The 24,966-nt window shown below is 67.6% G+C and carries 14 protein-coding genes and 2 tRNA genes; 3 read left to right on the forward strand and 13 right to left on the reverse strand.

What is annotated here, in order from left to right; all coding sequences use genetic code 11:
- Positions 1-13: 13 nt before the first annotated feature.
- The 5 genes from VUN84_02395 to VUN84_02415 form a co-directional block, all read right to left on the reverse strand.
- Positions 14-631, reverse strand: a complete 618-nt coding sequence (locus VUN84_02395) for a TetR/AcrR family transcriptional regulator (GenBank protein ID XAS64553.1) — start codon at positions 629-631, stop codon at positions 14-16.
- Complete coding sequence (locus tag VUN84_02400; GenBank protein ID XAS64554.1) at positions 628-2,679, reverse strand: YhgE/Pip family protein; 2,052 nt, start codon at positions 2,677-2,679, stop codon at positions 628-630. Before VUN84_02400 ends, VUN84_02395 begins: the two co-directional genes overlap by 4 nt.
- A complete protein-coding gene (locus VUN84_02405) occupies positions 2,676-3,407 on the reverse strand; it encodes an ABC transporter ATP-binding protein (GenBank protein XAS64555.1) in 732 nt (243 codons plus the stop codon). The genes VUN84_02400 and VUN84_02405 overlap by 4 nt, the downstream gene beginning before the upstream one ends.
- A gap of 93 nt (positions 3,408-3,500) precedes the next feature.
- Complete coding sequence (locus VUN84_02410; protein XAS64556.1) at positions 3,501-4,958, reverse strand: NAD(P)/FAD-dependent oxidoreductase; 1,458 nt, start codon at positions 4,956-4,958, stop codon at positions 3,501-3,503.
- A 191-nt stretch (positions 4,959-5,149) separates the two neighbouring features.
- A tRNA-Arg gene (locus VUN84_02415) sits at positions 5,150-5,223 on the reverse strand.
- 274 nt (positions 5,224-5,497) lie between these two features.
- Between VUN84_02415 and VUN84_02420 the strand changes: the two genes are divergently transcribed.
- Complete coding sequence (locus VUN84_02420) at positions 5,498-7,330, forward strand: phosphoenolpyruvate carboxykinase (GTP) (protein XAS64557.1); 1,833 nt, start codon at positions 5,498-5,500, stop codon at positions 7,328-7,330.
- Positions 7,331-7,514: 184 nt separating this feature from the next.
- Here VUN84_02420 and VUN84_02425 read toward each other — a convergent pair whose 3' ends face one another.
- The 4 genes from VUN84_02425 to VUN84_02440 form a co-directional block, all read right to left on the reverse strand.
- Positions 7,515-8,675, reverse strand: a complete 1,161-nt coding sequence (locus VUN84_02425) for a globin domain-containing protein (protein ID XAS64558.1) — start codon at positions 8,673-8,675, stop codon at positions 7,515-7,517.
- 144 nt (positions 8,676-8,819) lie between these two features.
- Entirely contained in the window at positions 8,820-9,284 is a 465-nt protein-coding gene (locus tag VUN84_02430; GenBank protein ID XAS64559.1) for an Rrf2 family transcriptional regulator, read from the reverse strand.
- Between the two features lie 19 nt (positions 9,285-9,303).
- On the reverse strand, positions 9,304-9,801 hold the full coding sequence (locus VUN84_02435; GenBank protein XAS64560.1) for a hypothetical protein: 498 nt from the start codon (positions 9,799-9,801) through the stop codon (positions 9,304-9,306).
- Between the two features lie 4 nt (positions 9,802-9,805).
- Positions 9,806-11,224 carry a phosphomannomutase/phosphoglucomutase gene (locus VUN84_02440; GenBank protein ID XAS64561.1) on the reverse strand — a complete coding sequence of 473 codons (1,419 nt, stop codon included), beginning with the start codon at positions 11,222-11,224 and terminating at the stop codon, positions 9,806-9,808.
- A gap of 140 nt (positions 11,225-11,364) precedes the next feature.
- Here VUN84_02440 and VUN84_02445 point away from each other — a divergent pair, with 140 nt between their 5' ends.
- Positions 11,365-13,554, forward strand: coding sequence for a RecQ family ATP-dependent DNA helicase (locus VUN84_02445; protein ID XAS64562.1), 2,190 nt, complete (start codon positions 11,365-11,367; stop codon positions 13,552-13,554).
- A 12-nt stretch (positions 13,555-13,566) separates the two neighbouring features.
- Here VUN84_02445 and VUN84_02450 read toward each other — a convergent pair whose 3' ends face one another.
- The 3 genes from VUN84_02450 to VUN84_02460 all read right to left on the reverse strand — a co-directional run bounded on the left by VUN84_02450 (position 13,567) and on the right by VUN84_02460 (position 17,877).
- On the reverse strand, positions 13,567-15,237 hold the full coding sequence (locus VUN84_02450) for an NAD(P)/FAD-dependent oxidoreductase (GenBank protein XAS64563.1): 1,671 nt from the start codon (positions 15,235-15,237) through the stop codon (positions 13,567-13,569).
- A 145-nt stretch (positions 15,238-15,382) separates the two neighbouring features.
- Positions 15,383-15,470, reverse strand: a tRNA-Ser gene (locus tag VUN84_02455).
- 142 nt (positions 15,471-15,612) lie between these two features.
- Positions 15,613-17,877, reverse strand: a complete 2,265-nt coding sequence (locus VUN84_02460; GenBank protein ID XAS64564.1) for a prolyl oligopeptidase family serine peptidase — start codon at positions 17,875-17,877, stop codon at positions 15,613-15,615.
- Positions 17,878-17,995: 118 nt separating this feature from the next.
- Here VUN84_02460 and VUN84_02465 point away from each other — a divergent pair, with 118 nt between their 5' ends.
- Positions 17,996-19,996 carry an FAD/NAD(P)-binding protein gene (locus VUN84_02465; GenBank protein ID XAS64565.1) on the forward strand — a complete coding sequence of 667 codons (2,001 nt, stop codon included), beginning with the start codon at positions 17,996-17,998 and terminating at the stop codon, positions 19,994-19,996.
- Positions 19,997-20,146: 150 nt separating this feature from the next.
- On the opposite strand, the gene VUN84_02470 is transcribed toward VUN84_02465, so the two are convergent.
- The gene (locus VUN84_02470) at positions 20,147-24,733 is read right to left on the reverse strand and encodes an ExeM/NucH family extracellular endonuclease (protein ID XAS64566.1); all 4,587 of its coding nucleotides are present in this window, start codon (positions 24,731-24,733) and stop codon (positions 20,147-20,149) included.
- Positions 24,734-24,966: the final 233 nt, after the last annotated feature.

Consider the following 24,966-nt stretch of genomic DNA (forward strand, 5'->3'; position numbering starts at 1 on the left):
TCCCCGAGCGGGGCTACTTCACGACGTAGCCGCGCATGGATGCCATGATTGCCGTAAGGCTTTGCTCCCGCGTGCGCTCCGGGTTGTAGGTCTGCCGATCCAGGCCCACCCCGAAGCACGCGCCGAAAATGGCGGTCTCCAGACTGCCCCGGGACACGGCAGGGTCCACGGGGTAGACGGCAGCGACGGCGTCAATCGCCGCTCCCACTACGGTCAGCAGTCGTCCGCGGAGCTCGGTGAAGGTGTCCTGCCATTCACTGGCGGTCCGCCAGTTCTCGCTGACCCACAACCGGGCGAAGGACGGATACTCGTCCATGAAGTCCATGGCCTGTCCGATCATTTCGTCCATCGCCATGAGCGGGTCCACCGAATCGTCCCTGACGCTCAGCAGCCGGGCCAACAGGATGTCCACTCCATGGTGCAGCAGCTGGGCGATCAGGTCCGATTTGCTGCCGAAGTTGTAATAGACCGTGCCCTTGGACACCCCGGCCGCCGCGGCAATCTCATCGACCGTCACGCCGGCCACGCCGCGCTCGCCAAGCAGGTCCATCGAGGCCTCAAAGAGCTTCTGCTTGGTCGCGTTGGTGCGCGCCGGCCTGAGCTTCTTCGTGGTGTCCGTGGGGCTGCTCATACGGCGATCTCCGGCTTCAGGGACTTGAGGGTCCAGAACTTGTGTTTCCGGACGGCGAGGGTTGACATGGCTGTGCCCAGCAAGGTGTAGCCAAGCAAACCCAGCACGGTGGGCAGGATGACGGCGAGGTCGGCTCCGTAGATCAGGTGCCGCATGCCGTTGACCACGTATCCCATCGGAAGGATCTGGTGCACCACGTGCAGCGGCTCCGGCGTGGTCTGCCAGGGGAAGGTGCCGCCGGAGGAGACCAGCTGCAGCACCAGCAGGATGAGCACCACGAGTTTGCCGGGTGTACCAAGCAGTGCCACGACGCCCTGAATGATCGCGCTGAACGCCATCGCAGCGGCCAGCATCAGGAACCACATGAGCCAGGGGTGGGCAGGGTTCAGGCCCAGTCCCACATCGACCACCAGGGTGAGCAGGCTTGCCTGGACGGCCGAGACGGCCAGGAAGGGAAGCCAGCCGCCGACGGCGATTTTCCACGCCGGGGCGTTCGAGGCCAGGGCCCGCTGGGTGACGGGCCGCATCGCCTGGACCAGCATGAAGATGCCGATCCACAGGGCCAGGGTGAGGAAGAACGGAGCCAGGCCCGCGCCGTAGGAGCCGGCCTTGGCTTGCGAGACGTTGCTGACGGCGACCGGATCGGCGATCACCTTGGCGATGCTGTTCTTCTGGGTGTCATCGGGGTTGGGGACCTGGCCGGCGCCCTTGGCGAGCTCGGTTGCCAGCGTTCCGGCGCCGTCGGCGGCTGTTGCCGCGCCGCTCTCCAGCTGGGCCGCGCCGTCGTCGAGCTTCTGCGCGCCGGCGGAGAGTTTCCCGGCGCCCTCGAGGGCGCTCTGCTGCCCGGCGGCGAGAGTGGCGGCCCCGGCGGCCAGCTGGTCCGCGCCGGTGGAGGCCTGGGCGATGGCAGTGGTGAGGGCGGGGGTGGCTTTAGCAAGTTTGGCAGCTCCGGCACTGACGGCGGCGGAACCGTCGGCCAGCTGCTGGATCTGGCCCGCCGCGGTCTTCAACGCAGCGGCGGGACCCGCGGCGGCCGCGGGCGAGGCAGCAGTTGCATCGAAGTCCGCGAGGATCGCCTCCGCCTGGACCGGGGTGATGGTCCCGGCGGCGACGAGCCGGTTGTTGGAGGCGACCACCAGGCCGCGCCGTGCCTGGGCAGCGGCCTGTTCGGCCGCGGTGAGCTGGCCGGCGAGGGCCTGCACCTTGGTGTTGAGCGCGGCGTTGCCTGCCGCGACTTGCGCTGCGCCGTCCGCGAGCGTCTTCGAATCAGCCGGCAGGGTGGCGGTTTTGTTCTCAAGCTGGGTCAGGCCGCCCCCGAGTTTGCTGGCTCCCGCACTGAGGGAGGTGGCACCGTCCCGGAGCTTGAGCTGGCCGTTGTAGAGATCGGCGGTGCCGTTCCTGAGTTCGCCGGTGCCCTGGTGAAGGGTGACGGTCCCGTCGTGGAGGCTCCCGACGCCGTCGGCGAGCTCCCTGGCTCCGTCGGAGGCTTTGAGCATCTGGGAGTGGATGGTTCCGAATCCGGTAAGGAGCTGGTTGGCGGTTTCCTCACCCACCTCGGTGGCCACGGTGGCGTGCACGGCGGTGGTGAGTTTGTCCACAATGGTGCTCAGCAGGTAGTTGTTCGCGTCATTGGTGGTGACATTGAGCATGGCCTGGTTGGCGGCGTCGAAGCTGCCGGGGGAGACGAGGTTTGCCGAGAAGTCCTGGGGGATCTTCAACGCGAACGCGTACTTGCCCGTGCTCACTCCCTCGTCCGCTTCTGCGGTGTCAGTAACTGTCTGCCAGTTGAAGGTGTGTGCGTCCACGAGGCTGTCGGCGACTTTCCGTCCGGCTTCGAGCCGGGTGCCGTCGGCGGATGTGGCGCCTGTGTCCTCCACCACCAGGGCCGCGTCGATCTGGTTCAGCTTTCCGTAAGGATCCCAGTTGGCGTACAGGTACACGGCGCCATAGAGCAGGGGGACCATGGTCAGCGCCAGAATGGTGAGCTTGGGCAGCAGGCCGCCGGTCATGCGTTTGAGTTCAGAGCGGGCAAGCCGCAGCACAGTCACTTTGTGTCCTCAGTTTCGGAGGTGGTGGGAGCTTCGAGGGGTTCGGGTTCGGGTTCGGGTTCGGGTTCGGATCCGGGGGCGGTGTCGGCGGGAGCGGCCGCGTTGCCGATTTCTGCTGCCGGTCCGGTCCAGCCGTCGGGGAGATGCAGAACGGTGGCGACGACGGCGAGCGGGCGCCCGGCGTCGTACGCCAGTTCCTGGAGCCGCGGCAACCAGTCGTTGGGATCGCCGTGGCGGTCCGGGGAATCCACCACGAGCAAGTCCGTGTTGGGGTTCGCGAGGGCGAGGGCGGTGAGCAGTTCTATCCGGCGGGCCGCCGGAAGCTGCTCGGTCCAGAGGTCCGCGATGTCCTCGAACCGGTTGATCTTGAGCCACGGCTTGCTGAGCAGTGACCCCCGGTAGCGGCGCGGGACCAGGGCAAGGTCTTCAGTGACGAGGTCACGGACGCTGAGGTGTTGCTCGGGTTCGTTCACCCCGGGGGAGTCGACGACGGCGCTCGCCTGCCGCAGCGTCTTGATTTTGGTGCTTCCGTTCCACCGGGTGCCGTCCCACTCGAAGTGACCGCCGGCGGGTTTGAACCGTCCGCTGAGAGCCAGCGCCAGTGTGGTGCGCTGGTCCTGGCGCTTGCCGGTGACGAGCAGGAGTTCCCCGCGCCGGACCTGAAGGGAGGTGGCCGGCAGGAGTTCATCGCGTCTGCCGTCCACGGAGAGCTGTTGCACGCGGAGCACGGGAAGCCTTTCGCAGATGAATGTCTACGACTAGGCTAACTGAACTGACTGGTCAGTTCAAATAGAAGCCGGCGGTGTCGCTGCGGCCGGAGTTCAGAGCCCGTATTCCTCAAGGAGCCGCAGCCAGACTTCACTGATGGTCGGGTAGGCCGGCACGGCGTGCCATAACCGGTCAAGCGGGACCTCTCCGACGACGGCAATGGTTGCGGCGTGCAAAAGTTCGGCCACATCCGGGCCGGCAAAGGTGGCGCCCAGCAGGACCTTCCGGTCCTCGTCAACCACCAGTTGCGCCCACCCCTCGTACCGTTCGGCGTGCAGCGAGGATCCGGCCACCTGGATGGGCAGCTCCACGGAGGACACCTTGTAGCCATCCTTTTCCGCCTGCTGCACCGTCCGGCCCACGTTCGCCAGTTCCGGATCCGTGAACACGACGCTGGGCACCGCGTGGTCATCAGCTGTCCGGGCATACCGGCTCCACGGTGCCGCCGTCGCGCCCAGTTCGCCCTTGGCCCGGGCGGTGATCGCATCTCCAGTGGTGCGGGCCTCGTACTTGCCCTGATGGGTCAGCATGACTTTCCCGGCGGCGTCGCCGGCAGCGTACAGCCACGGGTCGGCGTCGTTCCCGGGAACCTCCGCCACCAGGCCGGTGGCGTCCGTGCTGAGCCGCAGGTGCCGGCCCTCCGGGGCCGTGAGGCCGACACGTTCCAGCCCAAGTCCTTCCAGGGCTGGGTGCCGGCCGGTGGTGACCAGGAGCTTATCCGCCGTCACGGTGCTGCCGCCCTCCAGCTCAAGGGTGAGGGAGCCATCCTTGTTCCCGCGGACGCCCGTGGTTCCGGTGTGAAGACGGAGACTGACCCCGTCCGCCCGCAGACCGGCCGCCACCAGTGCACTGGCCTCCTCCGGAAAGGCGCCCAGCAGGCCGCCGCGGGCAACCACCGTGACCGTGGAGCCCAGCCGGGCGAAGGCCTGGGCAAGCTCCGTGCCGGCCACGCCCCCGCCAAGGACCGCCAGTCTGTCCGGAATGGCTTGCGCGGAGGTCGCTTCCCGTGTGGTCCAGTAGTCGACGTCGGACAGGCCGTCAACGGGCGGCACCGTGGGTGCGGACCCGGTGGCCACCACGACGGCGTGCCGTGCCGTGAGCGCGTAACTGTTGCCGTCCAGCCCCGCAACTTCAACTTCCCGCGTGCCGGTAATCCAGCCGTGGCCCCGGATGAGTTCGATCCCCGTGTCCTCGACCCAGGTGACCTGGCTGTCGTCCTGCCAGTTGGAGGTGAAGTAGTCGCGGCGCTTCAGGACGGCGGCTGTGTCCAGGGTCTGGGTAATGGCCTCCTTGGCGCCGGGCACCGTCTGGGCGCCGTGCAGGGCGGTGCCCGGGCGCAGCAGCGCTTTGGATGGCATGCAGGCCCAGTAGGAGCATTCGCCGCCGACAAGTTCGGCTTCGACCAGCACCGCGGTCAGTCCGCCTTGCACCGCGCGGTCCGCCACGTTCTCGCCCACGGCGCCCGCACCGATCACGATGACATCAAATTCCCGTTTCACCTGTGCCGTCATGGCAAAAGCCTACGCCCGGCCCGGTGCCGTGTGGCGCCGCCGCCGGCCCTTTGCGGGGCACCACGCCGGCCGGCGCGCCCTGGCCGCCGGCCCCGACCTCGGCTGGGGTTAAACCAAAAGATCCGCACCGGCGGACCGGTGCGGATCTTTTTCACTGTGACTTTTTGATTTTCTTCACGGTGTCTTCACTGTGCGCCCAAAGGGATTCGAACCCCTGACCTTCTGTTCCGTAGACAGACGCTCTATCCAGCTGAGCTATGGGCGCATTTGCCGGTCCGGAACTTCTTGCTCCCCGAACCTCGAATTACTTTACGCGAGGTGGGGCCGTACTGACAAATCGTAGCGGGTGTAATCTGGATGACTAGACCGGTCTACGTGACCTTAGTCACAAAATACAGGCTTTGGATGGGACGGATTCCCTGAATTTCCGGGGTTTTCAATTTCCGGCTACCCGGACATCCCATATCCGGCCCCCTTTTTAGGGGGTGATCTAGCCCTACATTTAGGACACACGACTGAACCCGAGGAAGGGAACCGTAATGGGAGATCTGGCGCGACTGCCGTTGCTTGAAAAAGCACCCACCACACATGCCGGACTGCTGGCATGGGTCGAAGAGGTTGCTGAACTGACCCGGCCGGACCGGATCCACTGGGTGGACGGCTCCGAGGAAGAGAACACCCGGCTCACGGACGAACTCGTCGCCGCGGGCACGTTGACCCGACTGAACGAGAAGCTGTTTCCCAATTCTTTTGCGGCTTTCTCCGACCCCGCCGATGTGGCCCGCGTCGAGGAGCAGACTTTTATCTGCTCCGAGAACGAACGCGATGCCGGCTTCACGAATAACTGGATGGCCCCGGCGGAAATGAAGGAGAAGCTGCGCGGACTGTTCAGCGGCTCCATGCGCGGCCGCACCATGTACGTCATCCCGTTCGTCATGGGCCACCTCGATGCCGAGGATCCCAAGTTCGGCGTGGAGATCACCGACAGCGCCTACGTTGTCGCCTCCATGCGCATCATGGCCACCATCGGCACCGAGGTGCTGGAGAAGATTACCGCCACCAACGCCTTCTTTGTCCCGGCCCTGCACTCCCTGGGCGCACCGCTCGCCGCCGGCCAGGCCGACGTCACCTGGCCCTGCAACCCGGACAAGTGGATCGTGCACTTCCCCGAGGAGCGCTCCATCTGGTCCTTTGGCTCCGGCTATGGCGGCAACGCGTTGCTGGGCAAAAAGTGCTACGCCCTGCGCATCGCGTCCGTGATGGCCCGGGACGAAGGCTGGCTTGCGGAGCACATGCTCATCCTCAAGCTGACCTCGCCGGAGAAGAAGAACTACTACATCTCCGCCGCGTTCCCGTCCGCCTGCGGCAAGACCAACCTCGCCCTGCTCGACCCGACCATCGAGGGCTGGAAGGTCGAGACCCTGGGTGACGACATCACCTGGATGCGGATCGGCAAGGAGGGCGAACTGCGCGCCACCAACCCGGAGGCCGGCCTGTTCGGCGTCGCTCCCGGCACCGGCTGGGGCACCAACCCCAACGCCATGCGCGCCATCGCCAAGGGCCACAGCATCTTCACGAACGTTGCGCTCACGGATGATGGCGGCGTGTGGTGGGAGGGCATGACCGATGAGGTTCCCGCCCACCTGACGGACTGGCAGGGCAATTCCTGGACTCCTCAGTCGGACAAGCCGGCAGCCCACCCGAACTCCCGCTTCTGCACCCCGATCTCGCAGGTGGACATTCTGGCCGAGGAGTACTTCAGCCCCGACGGCGTGGAGCTCTCCGCAATCCTGTTCGGCGGACGCCGCAAGACCACGGTGCCGCTGGTCACCCAGGCCCGCAACTGGACCAACGGCATCTTCATGGGCTCCACCCTCTCCTCCGAGACGACGGCGGCCGCTGCCGGCCAGATCGGCGTGCTGCGGCGCGACCCGATGGCCATGCTGCCGTTCATCGGCTACGACGCCGGTGACTACCTGAAGCACTGGATCAGTGTTTCGGGCAAGGCCAATCCGGAACGCCTGCCGCACATCTTCCTGGTCAACTGGTTCCGGCGCACGGCCGACGGCGATTTCGCGTGGCCCGGCTTCGGCGACAACGCCCGCGTGCTGAAGTGGGCCATCGAGCGCATCGAAGGCAAGGCGGACGCCGTCGAGACCCCCATTGGCTTCGTGCCGGCGGGGAACTCGCTGGACCTCACCGGCCTGGACCTCACGCACGCGCACGTCGAAGACGCTGTCCGCGTGGACCGTACGGAATGGGACGAAGAGCTGGCCTCCATCGAAGAGTGGTACGCCAGGTTCGGCGACTCGCTGCCGGACGCGCTGCGCTCCGAGCTTGACGGTCTGAAGGAACGTATGGCCGAGCACTAACAGCCCGGATCAAACGACGGCGGCCCCGCACCTTGGGAAAGGTGCGGGGCCGCCGTCGTTGGTCACCGCGGTGGTGGGCCGAGCGTCTCGTGGGCAGATCAGGGCGACCGGCAAGCCGTCATCCGCCCTGATCTGCCCGCCGGCGCGCTAAGGCAGGGGCCGCCAGCAGGGATGCGGTGGTGAATCAGCTGGCCAGCCAGATGTCCGGGCCGAAGACCTCGTAGTGGATCTTGGTGGCAGGAATGCCGGCGTTGATGGCCTCGTTCCGGATGTTCTTCATGAACGGCAGCGGCCCGCACAGGTACAGGGACGCGTTCGCCGGGAGATCAACCTCCCGCAGGCTCATGAACCCTTCCTTCGTGCCGGCTACGGGGCGTTCGAGCCACAGCTGGAGGTCGGCGCCGTCCAGACGTGCGACGTCGTCCGTCATCTGGCTGCGCAGCGCCCAGCTGTCCAGGTCGCTCTCCGCGTGCAGCACCAGGACCTGGCGGTCGGAGCCCGACGCGGCAAGGGAACGCAGGATGGAGGCAGTGGGAGTGCAGCCGATGCCGGCCGAGGCCAGGACCACGGGGCCGTCGCCTTCCTGAAGGGTGATCTCGCCGTAGGGGTTGGAGATTTCCAGGATGTCGCCCACCTGGACGTTGTTGTGCAGGACGGGGGAGACTTCGCCGCCGTCGTCCTTCTTGGTGGTGAAGCTGCGGCTCGTTCCGGCGTCGCCGGAGAGCGAGTACTGGCGGACCTGGCGGAGTCCGTCCGGGAGGGTGACCTTGACGCTGACGTACTGGCCCGGGAGGGCGGGGGTGATGGCGGTGTCGTCGGCCGGTTCCAGGGTGAACGTCAGGGAGCCGGTGCCGGCGGGGGTTTTCGCGGCGACCCGCCACGGGCTCCACATGGAGTCGTTCGCCTGTGCAGCGTACAGCCCCTTCTCGAGCTTGATCAACGCATCGGCCATCAGCCAGTAGACCTCGGTCCAGGCTTCGGCGATTTCGGGGGTGATGACGTCGGCGAGGTCATCGGCGATGGCGGCGAAGAGGTGTTCGTAAACCACCTGGTACTGCGGTTCGGTAATCCCGAGGGACGTGTGGCGGTGCGCGATGCGCGCAAGCACCGTCTCCGGCAGGGTTCCGGGATTGTTCACCAGATGGGTGGCGAAAGCGGCGATGCTTCCGGCCAGGGCCTGCTGCTGGTTGCCGTTGCGCTGGTTGGAGCGGCTGAAGAGCCCGTCCAGCAGTTCCGGGTGCGCTGCGAAAAGGCTGGCGTAGAACTTGGGCGTGATCTCACCGATCCGGGACCCCACCAGGGGGAGGGTGGCCTCGATGACGGGGAAGGACTTGTCCGAGAGCATGTTGACTCCTGAGATAGTGGTCCGCGTCTGTCAGCCGGACCGGCGAAAATACTTGTATTCGAAATACGAGTATTTATATCTCAGTTCTACAGGGCGTAGAAAGTAACATCAAATCGGAGATGTTCCCGGGCGTGGCGGAACAGGTCAGAGGCTGGGGCTGAGCAGGCCGGGGCGCAGGCCGATCGCCTGGAACACCGGCTCCATTTGCCGTTCGGTCGGCAGGGACGCGACGACGAGACCGTCGAGCTCGCGGTAGAACGCCTCCCGGGCGCGGGAGAGGGCTCCGCGGAGGCGGCACTCATTGATCAGCGGGCACACTCCGCCGGTGGCGATGCAGTCGGCAGGGTCCGTGCGGGTGTCCAGTTGGCGCAGGAGCTGGCCCACGGTGGCGACTTGCCCGGCACTGCTGAGCCGGGCACCGCCGTGCCGGCCGCGCTCGACGTCGATCATGCCCAGCTCGCGCAGCTTCGCCATCGCCTTGCTCACGTGGTTATACGGCGTCCCGACCGCGTCGGCGATGCTTTGGGTGGTGAGGAGTGAGCCGCCGGGCGCCGCCGCGAGCACCATCATGGCGCGCAGGCTGACATCCGCGAAGGCGTTAATCTTCATACCACCAGCATACGGCGGTCTAGTCCACCCACACGCCGGGTTCATTGGTATCAGCGGAGAGCTCGCCGAACTCCAGCTCACGGGTCGCGGGGTTCGCTGCGTAGGGCAGGACCGCGGCGAACAGCGAGCCGTCCCGGTGTTCGGCAGCCACATGGATCGCGTCCGAGGCTTCCGCCAGCAACGTGATGTCGCAGACAATCGCTGCGGCGCGGAATTCGTCCCTGTGCTGGCGCAGCAGTTCCGTAAGATCACTGATCATCGAGTCCGCGTCGAAGTCGGCGCCGGTGCCCTCGGCTGCGTCGGCGGGGGTGACGGCGACCAGCCGGACCTCGCCGTCGATCTCAACGACGAGGGCGAACGGCAGGAACCCGCCGTTGCGCTCGAGCTGTTCCTGGGCGGCACCGACTCCGGTGCCCAGCAGGTTCTCCAGGTCGGTGGCGCTGGCCTCCGGGACGCTGTCCCGCCACGAGCCGCCGGCCGCGGAAACCGCGCCGGCCTGCGCTGGCAGTTCCGTCACGGTCCTAGCCCCGGACCAGCGCCAGGACGCGGTCGCGGACCCGCTCCATGGTGGCTTTGTCCGTGGCCTCGACGTTCAGGCGGAGAAACGGCTCGGTGTTGGAAGGGCGCAGGTTGAACCAGTAGCTGCCGTCCGTGGCGGTGAAGGTACTGCCGTCGAGGTGATCCACCGTGACGTCCTCGGAGCGGAAGTCCAGCCGGACCCGTTCCACGGCGCCGGCCTTGTCATCGATTTCCGAGTTGATCTCGCCGGAGGATACGTAGGGCTCGTACTCGCGGCCAAGATCGGACAGCTGACCGGCCTGCTCGCCGAGGGCGGCAAGGACGTGCATCGCGGCAAGCATGCCGGTATCTGCGTTCCAAAAGTCGCGGAAGTAGAAGTGGGCGGAGTGTTCGCCGCCGAAGATGGCACCTTCTGCCGCCATTTCGGCCTTGATGAAGGAATGCCCCACGCGGGTGCGTACGGCCCGGCCGCCGTGGCGGGCCACCAGTTCCGGGACGGCGCGGGACGTCAGCAGATTGTGGATGACGGCGGGAGTGGCTTCGCCGAGTGCCTGGGCGCGGGCAATCTCGCGGCGGGCCACCATCCCGGTGATCGCGGACGGCGAGACGGGTTCGCCCTTTTCGTCAATGACGAAGCAGCGGTCCGCGTCGCCGTCGAACGCCAGGCCGAGGTCCGCGCCGTGTTCGACGACGGCCGCCTGCAAATCGCGCAGGTTCTCCGGCTCGAGTGGGTTGGCGGGGTGGTTCGGGAAGGATCCGTCCAGCTCGAAGTACAGCGGAACAATCTCCAGGGGAAGCTTGGGCAGCAGGACGTCGCCGAGCACTGCCGGCGTGGTCAGGCCGGCCATGCCGTTGCCGGCGTCCACTACCACCTTCAGCGGACGGGAGCCGCGCAGGTCCACGAGGCTGCGCAGGTACTCGGCGTAGCCCTTGAGGACGTCGTGGACGCCGATCAGGCCGCGGGTGGCGGCGGCGGGAATGGAACCGGCGTTGAGGTATTCCTCGGCGCAAGCCTGGATTTCCTTGAGCCCGGTTTCGGACGAAATGGGTTCGGCGCCGGCCTTGGACATTTTGATGCCGTTGTATTCGGCGGGGTTGTGGCTGGCCGTGAACGTGGCGCCGGCTGCATTGAGCGCACCGCAGGCGTAGTAGAGCTCATCGGTGGAGATGAGGTCGAGCAGCTGGACGTTGGCTCCGCGCCGGGCGGCGCCGTTGGCGAAGGCCTTGCTGAATTCGGGGGAGGAGGGGCGCATGTCTCCGCCGACCAGGACCGTTTGGCCCTCCAGCTGCAGGATATCGACGAAGGCAGCACCCACGGCCTCGACGATTTCCGCGGTGATTGATTCGCCGACTATGCCGCGCACGTCGTAGGCCTTGAAGGAGGCCGAAAGGTCAAATGTCTTCGTCTGGTCCGTAGTCACGCGTCTTATCCTACGTCGCAGCCCAATCAGGGGGCGGAGGTGCTCCGGTGGTGTCGTTTTATCCCCGGATCCGCCGGAATTGTCCACACGGCGGAGCCGGCGGCTTCGCGCCTGTCGGAGGGGGCTGGGATACTGAACCAATGGCTAATTCCGAGAACGCTGCAGTCCTGTCCGCTTCCCCCGCTGTCCCAGCCGGGCTGGGCGGGACCCGGGAGCAGGCGCAGGAGGTGCTGCGGGAACTCGTCGGGCACCCCCAGGCGGAGTTCCATGACGGCCAGTTTGAGGCGATCGAGGCGCTCGTCGACGGCGGCCGGCGGGCCCTCGTGGTCCAGCGCACCGGGTGGGGCAAGTCGGCGGTCTACTTCGTCTCGTCCCTGCTGCTCCGGCGCCGCGGTGCCGGGCCCACCCTGATTGTCTCGCCGCTGCTGGCGCTCATGCGTGACCAGGTGGCCGCCGCAGCGCGGGCCGGGGTCCGTGCGGTGGCCATCAACTCCGCCAACCAGCTGGAATGGGACACCGTCCGAGAACAACTCGCCGCGGACGAGGTCGATGTCCTGCTGGTTTCGCCCGAGCGGCTGACCAATCCCTCCTTCCGGGAAAACCAGCTGCCGGAGCTGATCCGCCGCACCGGGCTGCTGGTCATCGACGAGGCCCACTGCATCTCCGACTGGGGCCACGATTTCCGGCCGGATTACCGGCGCATCGCGGACCTGATCACCCAGTTGCCGGACTCCGTTCCGGTGCTGGCCACCACCGCCACGGCCAACTCCCGGGTGGTCCACGACATCGAGGAGCAGCTGGGTGCCGAAGTCCTCACCATTCGCGGCGCCCTGGGCCGTGAATCGCTCCGGCTGGGCGTGCTGCGCCTGCCGGATTCCCGGGACCGCCTCGGCTGGCTGCTGACGCATTTGAAAGACCTGCCGGGCAGCGGCATCATCTACACGCTGACCGTCTCCGCCGCCGAGGATACCGCCCGGCTGCTCGCCGAAGCCGGACACGAGGTGCTCGCCTACACCGGGCGCACCGACCCCGCGGACCGCGAACGCGCGGAGCAGCTCCTTAAGGACAACCAGGTTAAGGCCCTCGTGGCCACCTCCGCCCTGGGTATGGGCTTTGACAAGCCGGACCTCGGGTTCGTGGTGCACCTGGGGGCGCCGTCCTCGCCAGTGGCGTACTACCAGCAGGTCGGCCGTGCCGGCCGTGGCGCTGCCAACGCCGATGTCCTGCTGCTGCCGGGGTCCGAGGACCGGGACATCTGGCAGTATTTCGCCACGGCGTCCATGCCCTCGGAAGAGAAAGCCGGCGCCGTCCTCAGCGCCCTCGCCGACGCCGGGACGGCAGTGTCCACCGTGGCGCTGGAGGCGCGCGTGGATCTGCGCCGGACCCCGTTGGAGTTGCTGTTGAAGGTGCTGGCGGTGGACGGGGCCGTGGAGCGCGTGGGTGGCGGCTGGCGGTCCACCGGGCAGTCGTGGACGTACGACGCCGAGCGGTACAGCCGGATCGCCGAGGCCCGCGTGGACGAGCAGGACTCGATGGTGATCTACCAGGACACCGCCGGTTGCCGGATGGAATACATCACCTCCGTTCTGGACGACGAAACGGCCCGGGCCTGCGGCCGCTGCGACAACTGCGCCGGCCAGTGGTTTCCGGCAGACATCGCCGCGTCGGCCACCGAAGCCGCCGGCCAGACGCTGAGCCGCGCCGGTGTGCCGCTGGAACCCCGGCTGCAGTGGCCCAGCGGCATGGACCGGCTGGGCGTGCCGGTGAAAGGCAAGATCAAGCCCGACGAAAGCGTCGCCGCCGGCCGTGCCCTGGCCCGGCTCACCGACCTCGGCTGGGGCGGTGCCCTGCGCGAAGCCTTCGGTGCGGGAGCTCCCGACCGCACCGTGGATCCGGGCATGCTTCAGGCGTGCGTCCAGGTCCTGCGCGAATGGGGCGCCGGTGACCCCCGCACACCCGGCTGGAGCGGGGCAGGCCGGCCCGCGGCCATCATCAGCGTCCCGTCCCGCGGCAAACCAGCACTGGTGGACTCCCTGGCGCGGGGCATCTCCGAGATCGGCCGGATCCCCTATCTTGGGCAGTTGCAGCTGGAGCACGGCGGACCCACCGGCGGGCGCGGCGGCAACAGCGCCTACCGGCTTGCCGGGGTCTGGGACCGCCTCGTGGTGGGACCGGAGCTCGAAGCGGCCCTGGCCGGCATTCAGGGCCAGAGCGTGATGTTGATTGATGATCTTGTCGACAGCCGCTGGACCGTGACGGTCGCCGGCCGGGCCCTCCGGCTTGCCGGCGCAGGCGCGGTGCTGCCGCTGGTGCTCGGCCAGGCAGGCTGACCACCGCCGGGCTCAGCCTTGCACAGTCCGCCCTGTTTCGAGGGTGCCGGCGTCCGGCGGTCCGGATTCGAGCACTGCCATCGCCGCGTTGTGCCCGCCGATGCCGCTGACGGCACCGCCGCGCCGGGCACCCGACCCGCAGATCAGGATCCGCGGGTCATCCGTCTGGACACCCCAGCGCCGGGCCGGAGTGTCCAGCGGTGCGTTGTCCTCCACGAACGGCCAGTCGAGGCCGCCGTGGAAGATGTTGCCCCGCGGCATGCCCACGGCCCGTTCAATGTCCAGGGTGGTCTTCGTCTCAATGCACGGCTGCCCGTCCGGACCGGTCAGCAGCAGGTCCTCAATGGGCTCGGCGAGGACCGAGTTCAGGGACTTCAGGACGGCCGCCTGCAGTTCTGTCCGGCGTCGATCGTTGTTCTCCGCCGTGATCAGCCGGTCCGGGACGTGCAGGCCGAACACGGTCAGGGTGTGCACGCCGGCGGCCTGCAGTTCCGGGGACAGGATGCTGGGGTCCGTGAGCGAGTGGCAGTAGATCTCGCAGGGGAGCGGGTCCGGTATGGTTCCGGCTGCAGCGGCGAGGTAGGCGGCGTCCAGCTGGGACCAGGTCTCGTTGATGTGGAAGGTCCCGCCGAATGCAGCTTCCGGGCTGACCGCCGGATCCAGCAGCCGGGGAAGCCGGGTCAGGAGCAAGTTCACTTTGACCTGCGCACCCTCCCGGAGATGGTTGGGGTTACGGCCGGCGCCGGTGGTGACGACGCCGGCAGCCGGCGGGTTCCGGAGCCGGTCCAGGACCACGGGGGCCACGTTGGCCAGGACCCAGGCGGCGGTTGCGGTGTGGTCCATTCCGCCGTGCCGGTAACTGACCACTCCTTCCGGGCGGACAGCGGTGACTTCCGCGGACGTCCGAATCACCGCCCCGGCCTCCCGGGCCGCCCGTTCAAGCTCGCCGGACACCGCCCCCATGCCGCCGACGGGCACATCCCAGTTCCCGGATCCGCCGCCGATCAGATGGTAGAGGAAGCAAATGTTCTGCTGCAGGTCGGCGTCGCCGGCGCGGGCGAAGGTGCCGATCAAGGCGTCGGTCAGCACCACGCCCCGGACCAGGTCGTGCCGGAGCGACCCGGCGATGGCCTCCCCGACGGGGCGCTCGACCATGGCCTTCCACGCCTCCTCCGCCCCGGCCCGCAATGCGAGGAGCCGGGCTTCGGAGCGGGTCGGCAGCGGAGCGGTGAGGGTGGGCCAGAGGGCCTCGGTCAGCCGGCGGCAGCCGGCGTAGAACCCGGTGAACGCGCGGTAATCGCCCTCCGGGGCCCCGACGGCCGCAAAGGAAACAGCGGTCGCATCCGCGTCCGCGTTGTCAATCAGCAGACCGCGGCGGCTATCGAGCGGGTCGGGGGTGTAGGAGGAGTACCGGCGCCGCTCCAGCCGGATGCGCAGGCCAAGGTCGTCAATGATTTGCTGCGGGAGCAGGCTCACAAGGTAGGAGTAGCGCGAAAGGCGCGCATCGACGCCGGCGAACGCCTGGGCGGACACCGCCGCGCCGCCGGATTGCTCGAGCCGTTCCAGCAGCAGGACACTCCGGCCGGCTTTGGCCAGATACGCTGCCGCGGCCAGGCCGTTGTGGCCGCCACCGACGATGATCGCGTCATACGCGCTGCCTCCGGGCACGGGGTTGCTCACCATGGCCCCATCCTGCCACCCCGGTACCCGGACGGCGCCGAGTGTCCGGTACCCGGACGCGCACCCGGACCTGCGACCGCACCCGGGACTCCGGAGACGCCATGTCCGGAAACGCAAAAGGCCCCGGTCCAGGGACCGGGGCCAAACGCGGAGACGGGGGGATTTGAACCCCCGGTGGAGTTGTGCCCCACACTTCATTAGCAGTGAAGCCCATTCGGCCGCTCTGGCACGTCTCCAATTGCTATTAACTAGCCAACCAAGGATACGCAGAAGGTGCCATGCAAGGCAAAACGGCCGCCGCGGGGTCATTTCCGGCCCATGGCGGGGCCCCGGATGGGCCCGACGTGACCCCGCGGTGTTCCCTTGGATGGTCCGGGATCAGGCGCCGCGCCCGGCCAGCGCCCGCCACAGGAAGTGCTGGCTGCGGCTCTGCAGCGCCGCGGCCTGCCGGTTGTCCGAGGCTCCGGCGTGGCCGCCTTCGAGCGCCTCGTGGAACCAGACGTTGGGGATGCCCATCGCCTGCATGCGCGCGGCCATCTTCCGTGCCTGGACCGGTCCCACCCGGTCATCCGACGTGGCCGTCCAGATAAACGTCTCCGGGTACTCCACCCCGTCCTTGAGCAGATGGTACGGGGAGAACGTCTTGATGAACTCCCACTGCCCGGGATCATCCGGGTCGCCGTACTCGGCAATCCAGGAGTAGCCGGCGGACAGTTTGGTGTAGCGGCGCATGTCCAGCAGAGGGACCCCGCAGGACACGGCGCCGAAAAGGTCCGGATACCGGGTGAGCATGTTCCCCACCAGCAGGCCGCCGTTGGAGCCTCCCACACAGCCGAGCCGCTCGCGGGACGTCACGCCGCGGGAAATCAGATCCGCCGCCACGGCGGCGAAGTCCTCGTAGGCCCGGTGCCGCTTCTCCTGCAAAGCCGCGCGGTGCCAGGAGGGTCCGTATTCCCCGCCGCCGCGGATGTTGGCCACCACGTAGACCCCGCCCCGGCTATGCGGGGCGTCCCCGTCGTGCCCGGCGGTTTCCTCGGTGCGGCGTTCCAGCCAGGCCCGGCCCACCGCGCCGCTGTAGGCGGGGGTCCGGGAGATCTCGAAGCCGCCGTAGCCGGAGAGTTGCGTGGGGTTCTGGCCGTCCAGCACCAGATCCCTGGACGCCACCTGGAAATACGGTACCCGGGTGCCGTCCTCGGAGATGGCAAAGTGCTGCTGGACCTCATAGGCCGCCTCGTTGAAGAACGAGGGTGAGGACCGGATCACCTCGTGCGTGCTCTGCACGCCGGCGCCGCCCGGGGCGCGCTTCAGGGTTCCGCGGGTCAGGGTGCTCGGCGTGGTGAAGCCGGTCGCGAGGAGCCAGAAGTCGTTTCCCGCACCGGGGGACGTGTCCCCGGTGGCAGGGGCGTCGTCCGAGCCGCTGGCGGTGTCCTCGTCGTCGACGGCAAACGCGTTGACGTCATGCAGCGGCGGGCAGGCATCAAGCACGGTGGACGCCCAAGCGGTGTCCGTTCCGGGCTGCTGCGGATCGAGGACCCGGATCTCCGAGGAGACGTCCTGAAGCAGGTTCAGCAGCAGGAAGTCCCTGGTCCAACTCCAGGACTGGAGGGAGGTGTGCCCGTCCGGAGTGAACAGCACGGACAGGTCCCGGCTGCCGGCCAGGAAGGCTTCGAACCCGGCGGCCAGCAGCGAGCCGGCCGGGTAGGTGGCGGTGCCCACGGTCCAGTCCTGCTGCGGCCGGAACAGCAGCCAGTCGCGGTGCGAACTGATGTTCACGTCGGCCGGTACGTCGATGGGCACCCATTCCCCGTCGCGCAGCACGGAGGTGGTCTTTTCGAAGAAACTGATCCAGTCCACGGCGAAGGTCCGCTCGAAGCCCGGTGTGGAGTCATGCGCCACGAGCGCCATCATGTGTTCGGCCGGGATGTCGAACAGCCGCTCGGCCGTGGCCAGGGACCCGCCGCGGCGCAGCGAGACGCCGGTCCGGGCGTAGGAGGACGTGGTGCTGGGCAGCCCCTCGGCCGTGGAGGCGACCAGCAGGGTGTCCGCGTCCAGCCAGGAGGCGTTGCCCTTTGCTGTGGGCAGGTCAAAGCCGCCGGCCGCCGGGTCCACGAAGCTGCGGGACTCGACGTCGAACTCCCGGTACCGGTTCGCGTCGCCGCCGTCGGGGGACAAGGCCAGCAGTGCACGCCGGTGCGGCTCCCCCGCGGCCGGGCGCAGGAAACTGGCGCCGTGGAAGACCCACTCCTCACCCTCCGCCGCGGCCAGGGCATCCACGTCCAGCAGAACGTCCCACTCCGGGGACCCGCCCCGGTAGCTGGTCCAGCTGGTCCGCCGCCACAGGCCTTTGGGGTTCTCGCGGTCCTTCCAGAAGTTGTAGTACCAGTCGCCGTGCTTGCCCACCATGGCGATCCGGTCGGTGGAATCGAGCACGTCGAGGATGCTGTTTTCCAGGGCGGTGTACTCCGGATCCTCTAACAGCTCCTCGGTGCGGGCGTTTTGTTCCCGGACCCAGGCGAGCTGTTCCTCGCCGTAGATCTCCTCGAGCCAGATGTTCTCGTCGACGGGTTCGGAGGTGGAGCCTTCTACAGCGTTTGCGGTTGGGCGGTCGGGCGCGGGCGGGGGAGCAGCTTCAGCGGTGGTCATTTTTCCATCCAAGCAACATCGGCGCGGCAGTAGCAAGTCACGCCGAAGCGCCCGGGGACGGTTCCGCCCGAATCCATCGGGTCCGGGCAGCGGGCCCGTTGCGGATACGCTGGATGCCGTGGGCATATCGCAGAGCATCCGGACGGCAGTGATTGGCGCCGGTCCCCGGGGAACCAGCGTCCTGGAACGGCTGCTGGCCAACTGGTCGCCCTCCGGTCCGGGAAGCACCCTGCACATTGACGTCATCGATCCCTACCCGGCCGGTCCGGGGCACGTGTGGCAGCCAGGGCAGTCCCGGCTCTATATAATGAACACGCAGTCCTTCTACCCCACCGTTATCCCGGAGGACCCGGACCTCGCACCGCCGCTGGCCGGCTCCACCTTCGACCGCTGGCGCGAGCGTCAGCGCGAGCAGCCCCTGCCCTCGCTCACCGCGGAGGAGCGCGCCGAACTGTCCGGGCTTGGACCCGCGGACTTTCCCAGCCGGGCCCTGTATGGCCGCTACCTGCGCTGCACCCTTGAGGAGCTGCTGTCCCGCCTGCCCGCCGGGGCCACCGTGGATTTCCACGCAGTGGAGGCCGTGTCCGTCCGCCACGCCGGCGCCCCCGCCCCGGGGGAAGCGGACGAGCCCCGAGTGCGGTTCGACGTCGGACTTGCCGACGGCGCCGTGCTCACCGTTGATTCCGTGGTGCTCGCGCTGGGCCACCTGGCATCCCGGCTCAACCCCGAACAGCGCGAACTGGCGGCGGCGGCGGCGGACTTGGGGCTGCTGTACCTGCCGCCGGCCGTTCCTACCGACGTCGACTGGTCGCTGGTGCCGGCCGTCAAGCCGGTGCTGGTGCGCGGGATGGGTTTGAACTTCTTCGACGCCATGGGCCAGTTGACCGAGGGCCGCGGCGGGCAGTTCGTGCCCGACGAGGACGGCGGCCTACGCTATCTGCCTTCCGGCCGTGAACCGCTGATCTTTGCAGCGTCACGGCGTGGCACACCGTACCGCGCGAAAGCAACCCTCACCGGCTACTACCCCGACGCAGTGGTCCTGAAGTACTGCACCGAAAGTGCTCTGGCAAAATTTGGGAAAGCCGGTATCCGGCCGGGCTTCGACCACGATCTTTGGCCCCTCCTGCACCGCGATGCCCTCTGGGCTTACTACTCGACGCTGGCGCGCTCGCAACCCGGCGCGATCCTGACGGATCCGCGGGAATTCCTGAAAGCGCTGGAGGAGGCCCTGCACCCGCACGCGCATTCCGCCGTGAAGTGGGAGGACCAGGTGGAGTCCGTCCTGGCGGTCCACCTCCGCCCCTCCCACCGGCTCAATCTCCTGGGTTTGGCAGCGCCGCTGGCCGGCCGGTCCTTTAGCTCCCGCGCGGAACTCGACCACGCCGTCGTCGACTACCTGCTCGACGATGCCCGGCGGTCCGCCCAGGGCGAAGATGACCCGGTGAAGATGGCCATCGGGGCGCTGCACCACGGCAGGGCGGTGCTGAAGACCGTCGTCGCGGACGGGGGCATTACCGACGCATCCTGGGTCGCCGGGCTCCGGGGCTGGTTCGAAGCATTCGTGGAAGGCCTGGCCAGCGGGCCGCCGGCACTGCGGGCCCAACAGCTCGCGGCGCTGGTCAGCGCCGGCGTCGTCCGGTTCGTCGGGCCGGACCCGAAGTTCGGCGTGGACCGCAGCGCCGGGACGTTCACGGCCGTCTCACCCTGGGTGGGCAACAGCGTGGACGGCGGCGGGGACGTGGTGGCTGCCGGGGCCATGGTTGAGGCGCTGGCGCCCGCGAACCGGGTTGCGGTCAACGAATCAGCCCTGCTGGAACAGCTGATCGCCGAAGGCCTGCTCCGGCCGCGGCTCATGATGACGGCGGAAGGAACGCCCGTTCCGGCGTCCGGGCTGGATGTGGCATCCCACCCCTACCGGCCCTTGGACGCCACCGGCGCGGTGACCGACGGCCTGTACGTCCTGGGACTGCAGCTCTCCGCCGTGCAGTGGGGCACCGCGATCGCGGCCGAGGCCCGGCAAAAGAACGGGCCGGTGTACCGCAGCGGCCAGCGGACCCTGCGGGACGCCGACGAGATCGCCCGGGCCGTCCTGGGGTGCGAAGGCCTCGCCAACAACTGAGCATGCCCTCCGTCCGGGCCGTCCTGGGGTGCGAAGGCCTCGCCAACAACTGAGCATGCCCTCCGTCCGGGCCGGGCAACGGACATATTGGCTATATGTCCACTGCTGCGGCCCGGGGGAGGGCATGCTCATTGGGTCAGGGCCGGGAAATTAGCCCTTCAGGCACTTCTGGTACTGGATCCAAGCGATCGAGTACTTGATCCACCCAACGACGTCGTACCACTTCTTCGGCGGAACCGGTGCGGTGCACTTCGGCGGGACAGGGGCGCTGGCTGCGACCTTTACGGCTGTCTTGATGACGGTGCCGGATTCGACGGCGGTGAGCACCAGGGTGCCCGTACCGGCAGCGGCGCCGGCGGGAACCGGAACGCTCACCGTGGCGGCGCCGGCGGAAACCGGCACCGTGCCCAGTGCTGTGACGGTGCCGTTGGCGGCCGTGAACTCGGCGCGCAGTGCGGTGTTCACGGGGCTGCCAAGGGAAGTGAGGTCCAGTTTGGAGACGGCCAGGGTGATGGCCTCCCCGGGCTTGACCTCGGCGGCGGTGGAGTTCACCACAGCGACGGAGCGGCGGGCGAAGTCCGGGGCGACCGGGCTGTTCGCCTGCAGGTACTTGATCCAGGCGTCGCGGTCCACGAGTCCGGAGTCCTTCGTGCCGGTTCCGGAGGTGAAGATGCGGAAGTTGTCGCCGCCTGTGGCCAGGAAGCTGAACGTTCCGATCCGGTAGGACTTTGCCGGGTCGATCAGTGCGCCGTTGACCCGGATCGAGGTGATCCGGTCACCGGCGGCGCGGGCAGCGTCGTAGGTGTAGTTGACGTTCTTGGACAGGCCGAGCTGCTGGTAGGCGCGGCTGGGAACCGTGCCGTCCGGGTTGGTCTGCCATTGCTGTTCCAGGAGCGTCTTGAACTGCCCGCCGGTCAGCGAGGTGGTCCACAGGTTGTTCACGAACGGCAGGACCGCGTTGGCCTCGGCGTAGGTGATGGTGCCGTCCGGCGCGTAGTAGAGCTCGTTGCGCAGGCCGCCCGGGTTGACGACGCCTATCTCGGCGCCGCCCAGTTCCGTCGCCTTGAGCGAGTCGACCAGGGAGTCGGCGACGAGGTTGCCCAGAGTGGACTCGCTGCCGCGGTCATCGCGTGTTGCCGGGGTGGTGGCGGTGGCAGTGGTAAAAGCGGTGGTGATATCCGCGCTCACCTTGCCAACCGGCTGGTTACCGACGACCGCCGCGTCGGCCAGGGCCTTGTCAACAATGGTCTTGACGGCTGCGACCCGGGGATACGTGGCCACGAGGTCGGTGGCCGGCTGGTCCGCGGTGGTGGTGCGCTTGACGTTGCCGGCCTTGTAGCCGGTCACCGACATGCTCTTCGTGTCGATGGTCAGCTGGATCTGGCCGATGAACTCGCCGTAGTTGCCGGTCTGGACGATCGGGCGGGTCTTGCCCTCAACTCCGGGGACCGGTGCGTCCCAGGAGTACTGCTTGTGGGTGTGGCCGTTGAAGATTGCCGCAACGTCCGGGGTGACCTCGGTGACCAGCTTGGCGAAGGGGCCGCCGGCGGCGACTTCCTGTGCCAGGGTGGAGCCCTCGGGCGTGCCGGAGCCGGCGCCGTCGTGGTTTTCCACGATGATCACGTCGGCCAGTTTGTCCGCCTTGATCGTCGCGGCGACGCGGTTGATGGCCGCGACAGGGTCACCGAACTCAAGGTCGGCGATGCCGGCGGGGGTGACCAGTGAGGGCACTTCCTGCGTGACAGTTCCGATCACGGCGACCTTGATGCCGTTCAGCTCGAGCACCGTGTATTCCGGCAGAACCGGCTCGGTGGTGCCCTTCTTGTAAACGTTGGCGCCCAGGTACGGGAACGTGGCGTTGGTTCCGCCCGCGATGACGCGGTCGCGCAGATCAGCCCAGCCGCCGTCGAACTCGTGGTTGCCCACGGCCGAGGTGCGCAGCTCAAGGGCGTTCAGGACGTCGATGGTCGGCTGGTCCTTGGCGATCGCGGAGGCGAACAGGGAGGCGCCGATGTTGTCTCCTGCGGAGAGGAACGCCGTGGCGCCGGGAGCGGCAGCCGCCCGCAGCTTCTCGACGGTTCCCGCGAAGAACACCGTGTTCGAATCAATCCGGCCGTGGAAATCGTTGATGTTGAGGAGGTTCAGCTCCACACTGGCCGGCAGGGCCGGGGTAACAGGCAGATCCAGCCCCACCACCACCGGATCGTGGTCGCTCGCCCGGAACTGGTCCGGGACGTAGTAGTTGGTGACGTTGCTGTTGTAACGGCTGTACTCCAGCGCCACGGATTCCACGGAGTTGATGTTCCAGATGTCCGCGCCGGTGGCGATGGCGTTGGCGCCCGGTGAGGCGAGGATGTGGTCGAGTGAGCCCACCAGGCCGCCGAAGAGGTAGGAGTGCTTGGCGGATCCGTCGGCGTTCTTGGCTTTCTCGTCCTGGTTCACGTATCCGGCGCCCGTGAGGACGTTGATCGGGTCTTCCTTGGCGTAGGAGTTGAAGTCGCCAATCAGGAAGACCTTGTCGGTGCCCTTGGATTTCTGCAGTTCATCGGAGAACGCCAGCAGGGACTGGGCCTGGGCGGTGCGGGCGAGGTTTGAGGCGCCCTGTCCCTTGTCCGTGTCGGCGGGGGTCGCGGCTGAGCCCTTGGACTTGAAGTGGTTGGCGATCGCGATGAACTTTTTGTCCTCGCTTGCGCCGACCGGCTTGAAGACCTGGGCCAGCGGCTTGCGGGCGCTGGCGAAGGCGGCAGTGTCGTTGTGGATGATGGATTCGCCCACCGGCTCTGCTGCTGCTTTTTTGAAGATGAAAGCGGTGCGGATCATGTCTTCATCAGACAGCGGGGGTGCGTTGGCGGGGGTGCGGACGTAATCCCAGATGCCGGGCGTCGCGATGTTCAGCGAATCCACGAGCTTCGCGAGGGCATCGTCACGGTTCTTGCCGAACTGTGCCGAGTTCTCGACCTCCATCAGGGTCACGATGTCGGCGCCGGACTTGGTGATGGCGGTGACGATCTTGTCCTGCTGGCGCTTGAAGTTTTCCGCATTGGCGGCCCCGCGGAGGTTGCAGCCGTCCTTGACGGTGATGGGGTTGCCTTCACGGTCGGTGTAGAACTTGCAGCTCGCAATCTGGTCCCCCGTAGTGGGGAAGTAGTTCAGCACATTGAAGGATGCGAGCTTGAGGTTGCCGCCCACGGCCGCCGGGGCGTCCGTGCGGGTGGTGGCACCGAAACTGATTGGCTGGACCGTGTCCGCGTTGGCGGGGGTCAGCTGGGTCAGCGGCTGGAACTTCCAGGAGTTGTTCGTGTAGCTGAGCACCACATTGGTCTTGAAGCTCACCGGTGATCCGACGCGGACGGGTTCCGCGGGCGTCAGATACGGCAGCGGCAGGGCCTTGGTGGTGGCGTCCTTGAGGAAGTTGGTGGTGGCGCCGTCGTCGAGCTTGATGCCGCGGGCGGCGTTGGCGGCGACGGTGGCGGTGTACCCGGCTGAACCAAAGGGCGCGACGGCGGTGGGCTGCTCCAGCGGGGTGGTTCCGCCGGCCAGGCCGATTTCGCCGTACTGGTTCAGGGAGAAGTTGTCCGCAACCGTGACGGGCCCCTGCGGGGTAAGCAGCATGCCTTCGAGGGATTCCCGGAAGGCTTCCTCAGCCGGGAGCGCAAAGCCGGTGGCCTTGACTTCCGGCGCGGCCTCGGTGAGCTTTTTCAGATCTGCCGCGGCGGCAACGGTCACCTGGGTCATGCCGAAATATTCGCTGACCGCGCCTGTTACCTCGACGTAGTCGCCGATCTGGACGGATCCGGCCGTTGCGGACGAGAAGACGAAGACGGCGTCCGACGCCGAGTGGCTGGCCGGGGTCAGGTCGCCGCCGGTGCCGGGGGTCTGGATGTAGTAGCCGGCGAACCCTCCGGTGGGGAATGCCGCGGTGACCTTGCCTCGCGTGGTGACGGAGCTCCCGACGAGGGGACTGGCAGCGCCGTTGCCCTGGATCTCGGCGATGGTCTTGACCGTCGGGGGAGTGGCGGGGCCGGGATCGACGGGCGGATCAACCGGCGGATCGACAGGGGCGGCCACGCCGTTGGCGGCCTTGGGGGTGATGGTCGTGTTCAGGGCGAAATCTGCGGAGTTGTTGTTGCTGTCCACGCCGTTGCTGCGGTTCAGGCTCTTGACGTCGGAGTTGCCCGACGGCGCCGCTGCGGCCTGCGTTTCAAAGGTGTTGGACGTTCCATAGCCGAGCAGATCAGCGACATTGGCCGGTTCGATCACTGAGCCGGTGCCCAGGGGGTTCAACGCCGCCGTTTGTGTGGCGAGGACGATCGTCCCGGTGGTTCCGCTCGGGTTGAAGCCGGTGGCCGTGAGATCGGCCGCCGGCAGGTCAGCGGCCGTCGATGCGCTGGCGTTGGTTCCGCCCTTAATCAGGAAGTAGCCCTTGGCCGGGATGCTGCCGCTCAGTGGAACGGGGCCGCTCGGTGCCGTGCTGCCGGTTCCGGGGCGGTACTGCAGGGACCAGCCGTCCAGGGCGACCGGTGCATCCGAGGTGTTGTACAGCTCAATGAACTTGTTCTTGTAGGCTGCTCCGGCGCTGCCGCCGCTGAGGTATGCCTCGTTGATAATGACTGGCGAGGTGCCGGCCGCTGCCGGGGAGACCTCCGCGGCGAACGCCGGCACAGCGGCCAGCGGTGCTGCGATGAGCCCCGCTGACAGCGCTGTGCCCAGCGCGGTTTTCCAAGGTAAGTGTTTCATCCGCTCTAACTCTCATTGGGGCGCCCGGGTAAGGGCTGGGTGGAGGGTGTCCGGGTGATGCCACGGACCGGTCGGTCCTGCTCCTGGTCAAGCAGTTACCGGCACATCAAAACAGGAGTGAATGAACACGATGTGTCTTGCACGTGCATTCGGCGAGACGTCCCCCAGCGGAACGCGTCACAGCCGGAACCGGGGCACCAACGGTGCATCCCGGCAACGGAATGGGTGCAGCA

It is taken from the genome of Micrococcaceae bacterium Sec5.8 (assembly GCA_039636775.1).
Taxonomy (GTDB): domain Bacteria; phylum Actinomycetota; class Actinomycetes; order Actinomycetales; family Micrococcaceae; genus Arthrobacter.

Bases quoted from the DNA above. Each gene is read 5' to 3' on its own strand.
- VUN84_02410 (XAS64556.1), bottom strand. From the start codon at position 4,958: ATGACGGCACAGGTGAAACGGGAATTTGATGTCATCGTGATCGGTGCG.
- VUN84_02395 (XAS64553.1), bottom strand. From the start codon at position 631: ATGAGCAGCCCCACGGACACCACGAAGAAGCTCAGGCCGGCGCGCACC.
- VUN84_02430 (XAS64559.1), bottom strand. From the start codon at position 9,284: ATGAAGATTAACGCCTTCGCGGATGTCAGCCTGCGCGCCATGATGGTG.
- VUN84_02425 (XAS64558.1), bottom strand. From the start codon at position 8,675: ATGCTCTCGGACAAGTCCTTCCCCGTCATCGAGGCCACCCTCCCCCTG.
- VUN84_02420 (XAS64557.1), top strand. From the start codon at position 5,498: ATGGGAGATCTGGCGCGACTGCCGTTGCTTGAAAAAGCACCCACCACA.
- VUN84_02470 (XAS64566.1), bottom strand. From the start codon at position 24,733: ATGAAACACTTACCTTGGAAAACCGCGCTGGGCACAGCGCTGTCAGCG.
- VUN84_02460 (XAS64564.1), bottom strand. From the start codon at position 17,877: ATGACCACCGCTGAAGCTGCTCCCCCGCCCGCGCCCGACCGCCCAACC.
- VUN84_02445 (XAS64562.1), top strand. From the start codon at position 11,365: ATGGCTAATTCCGAGAACGCTGCAGTCCTGTCCGCTTCCCCCGCTGTC.
- VUN84_02450 (XAS64563.1), bottom strand. From the start codon at position 15,237: ATGGTGAGCAACCCCGTGCCCGGAGGCAGCGCGTATGACGCGATCATC.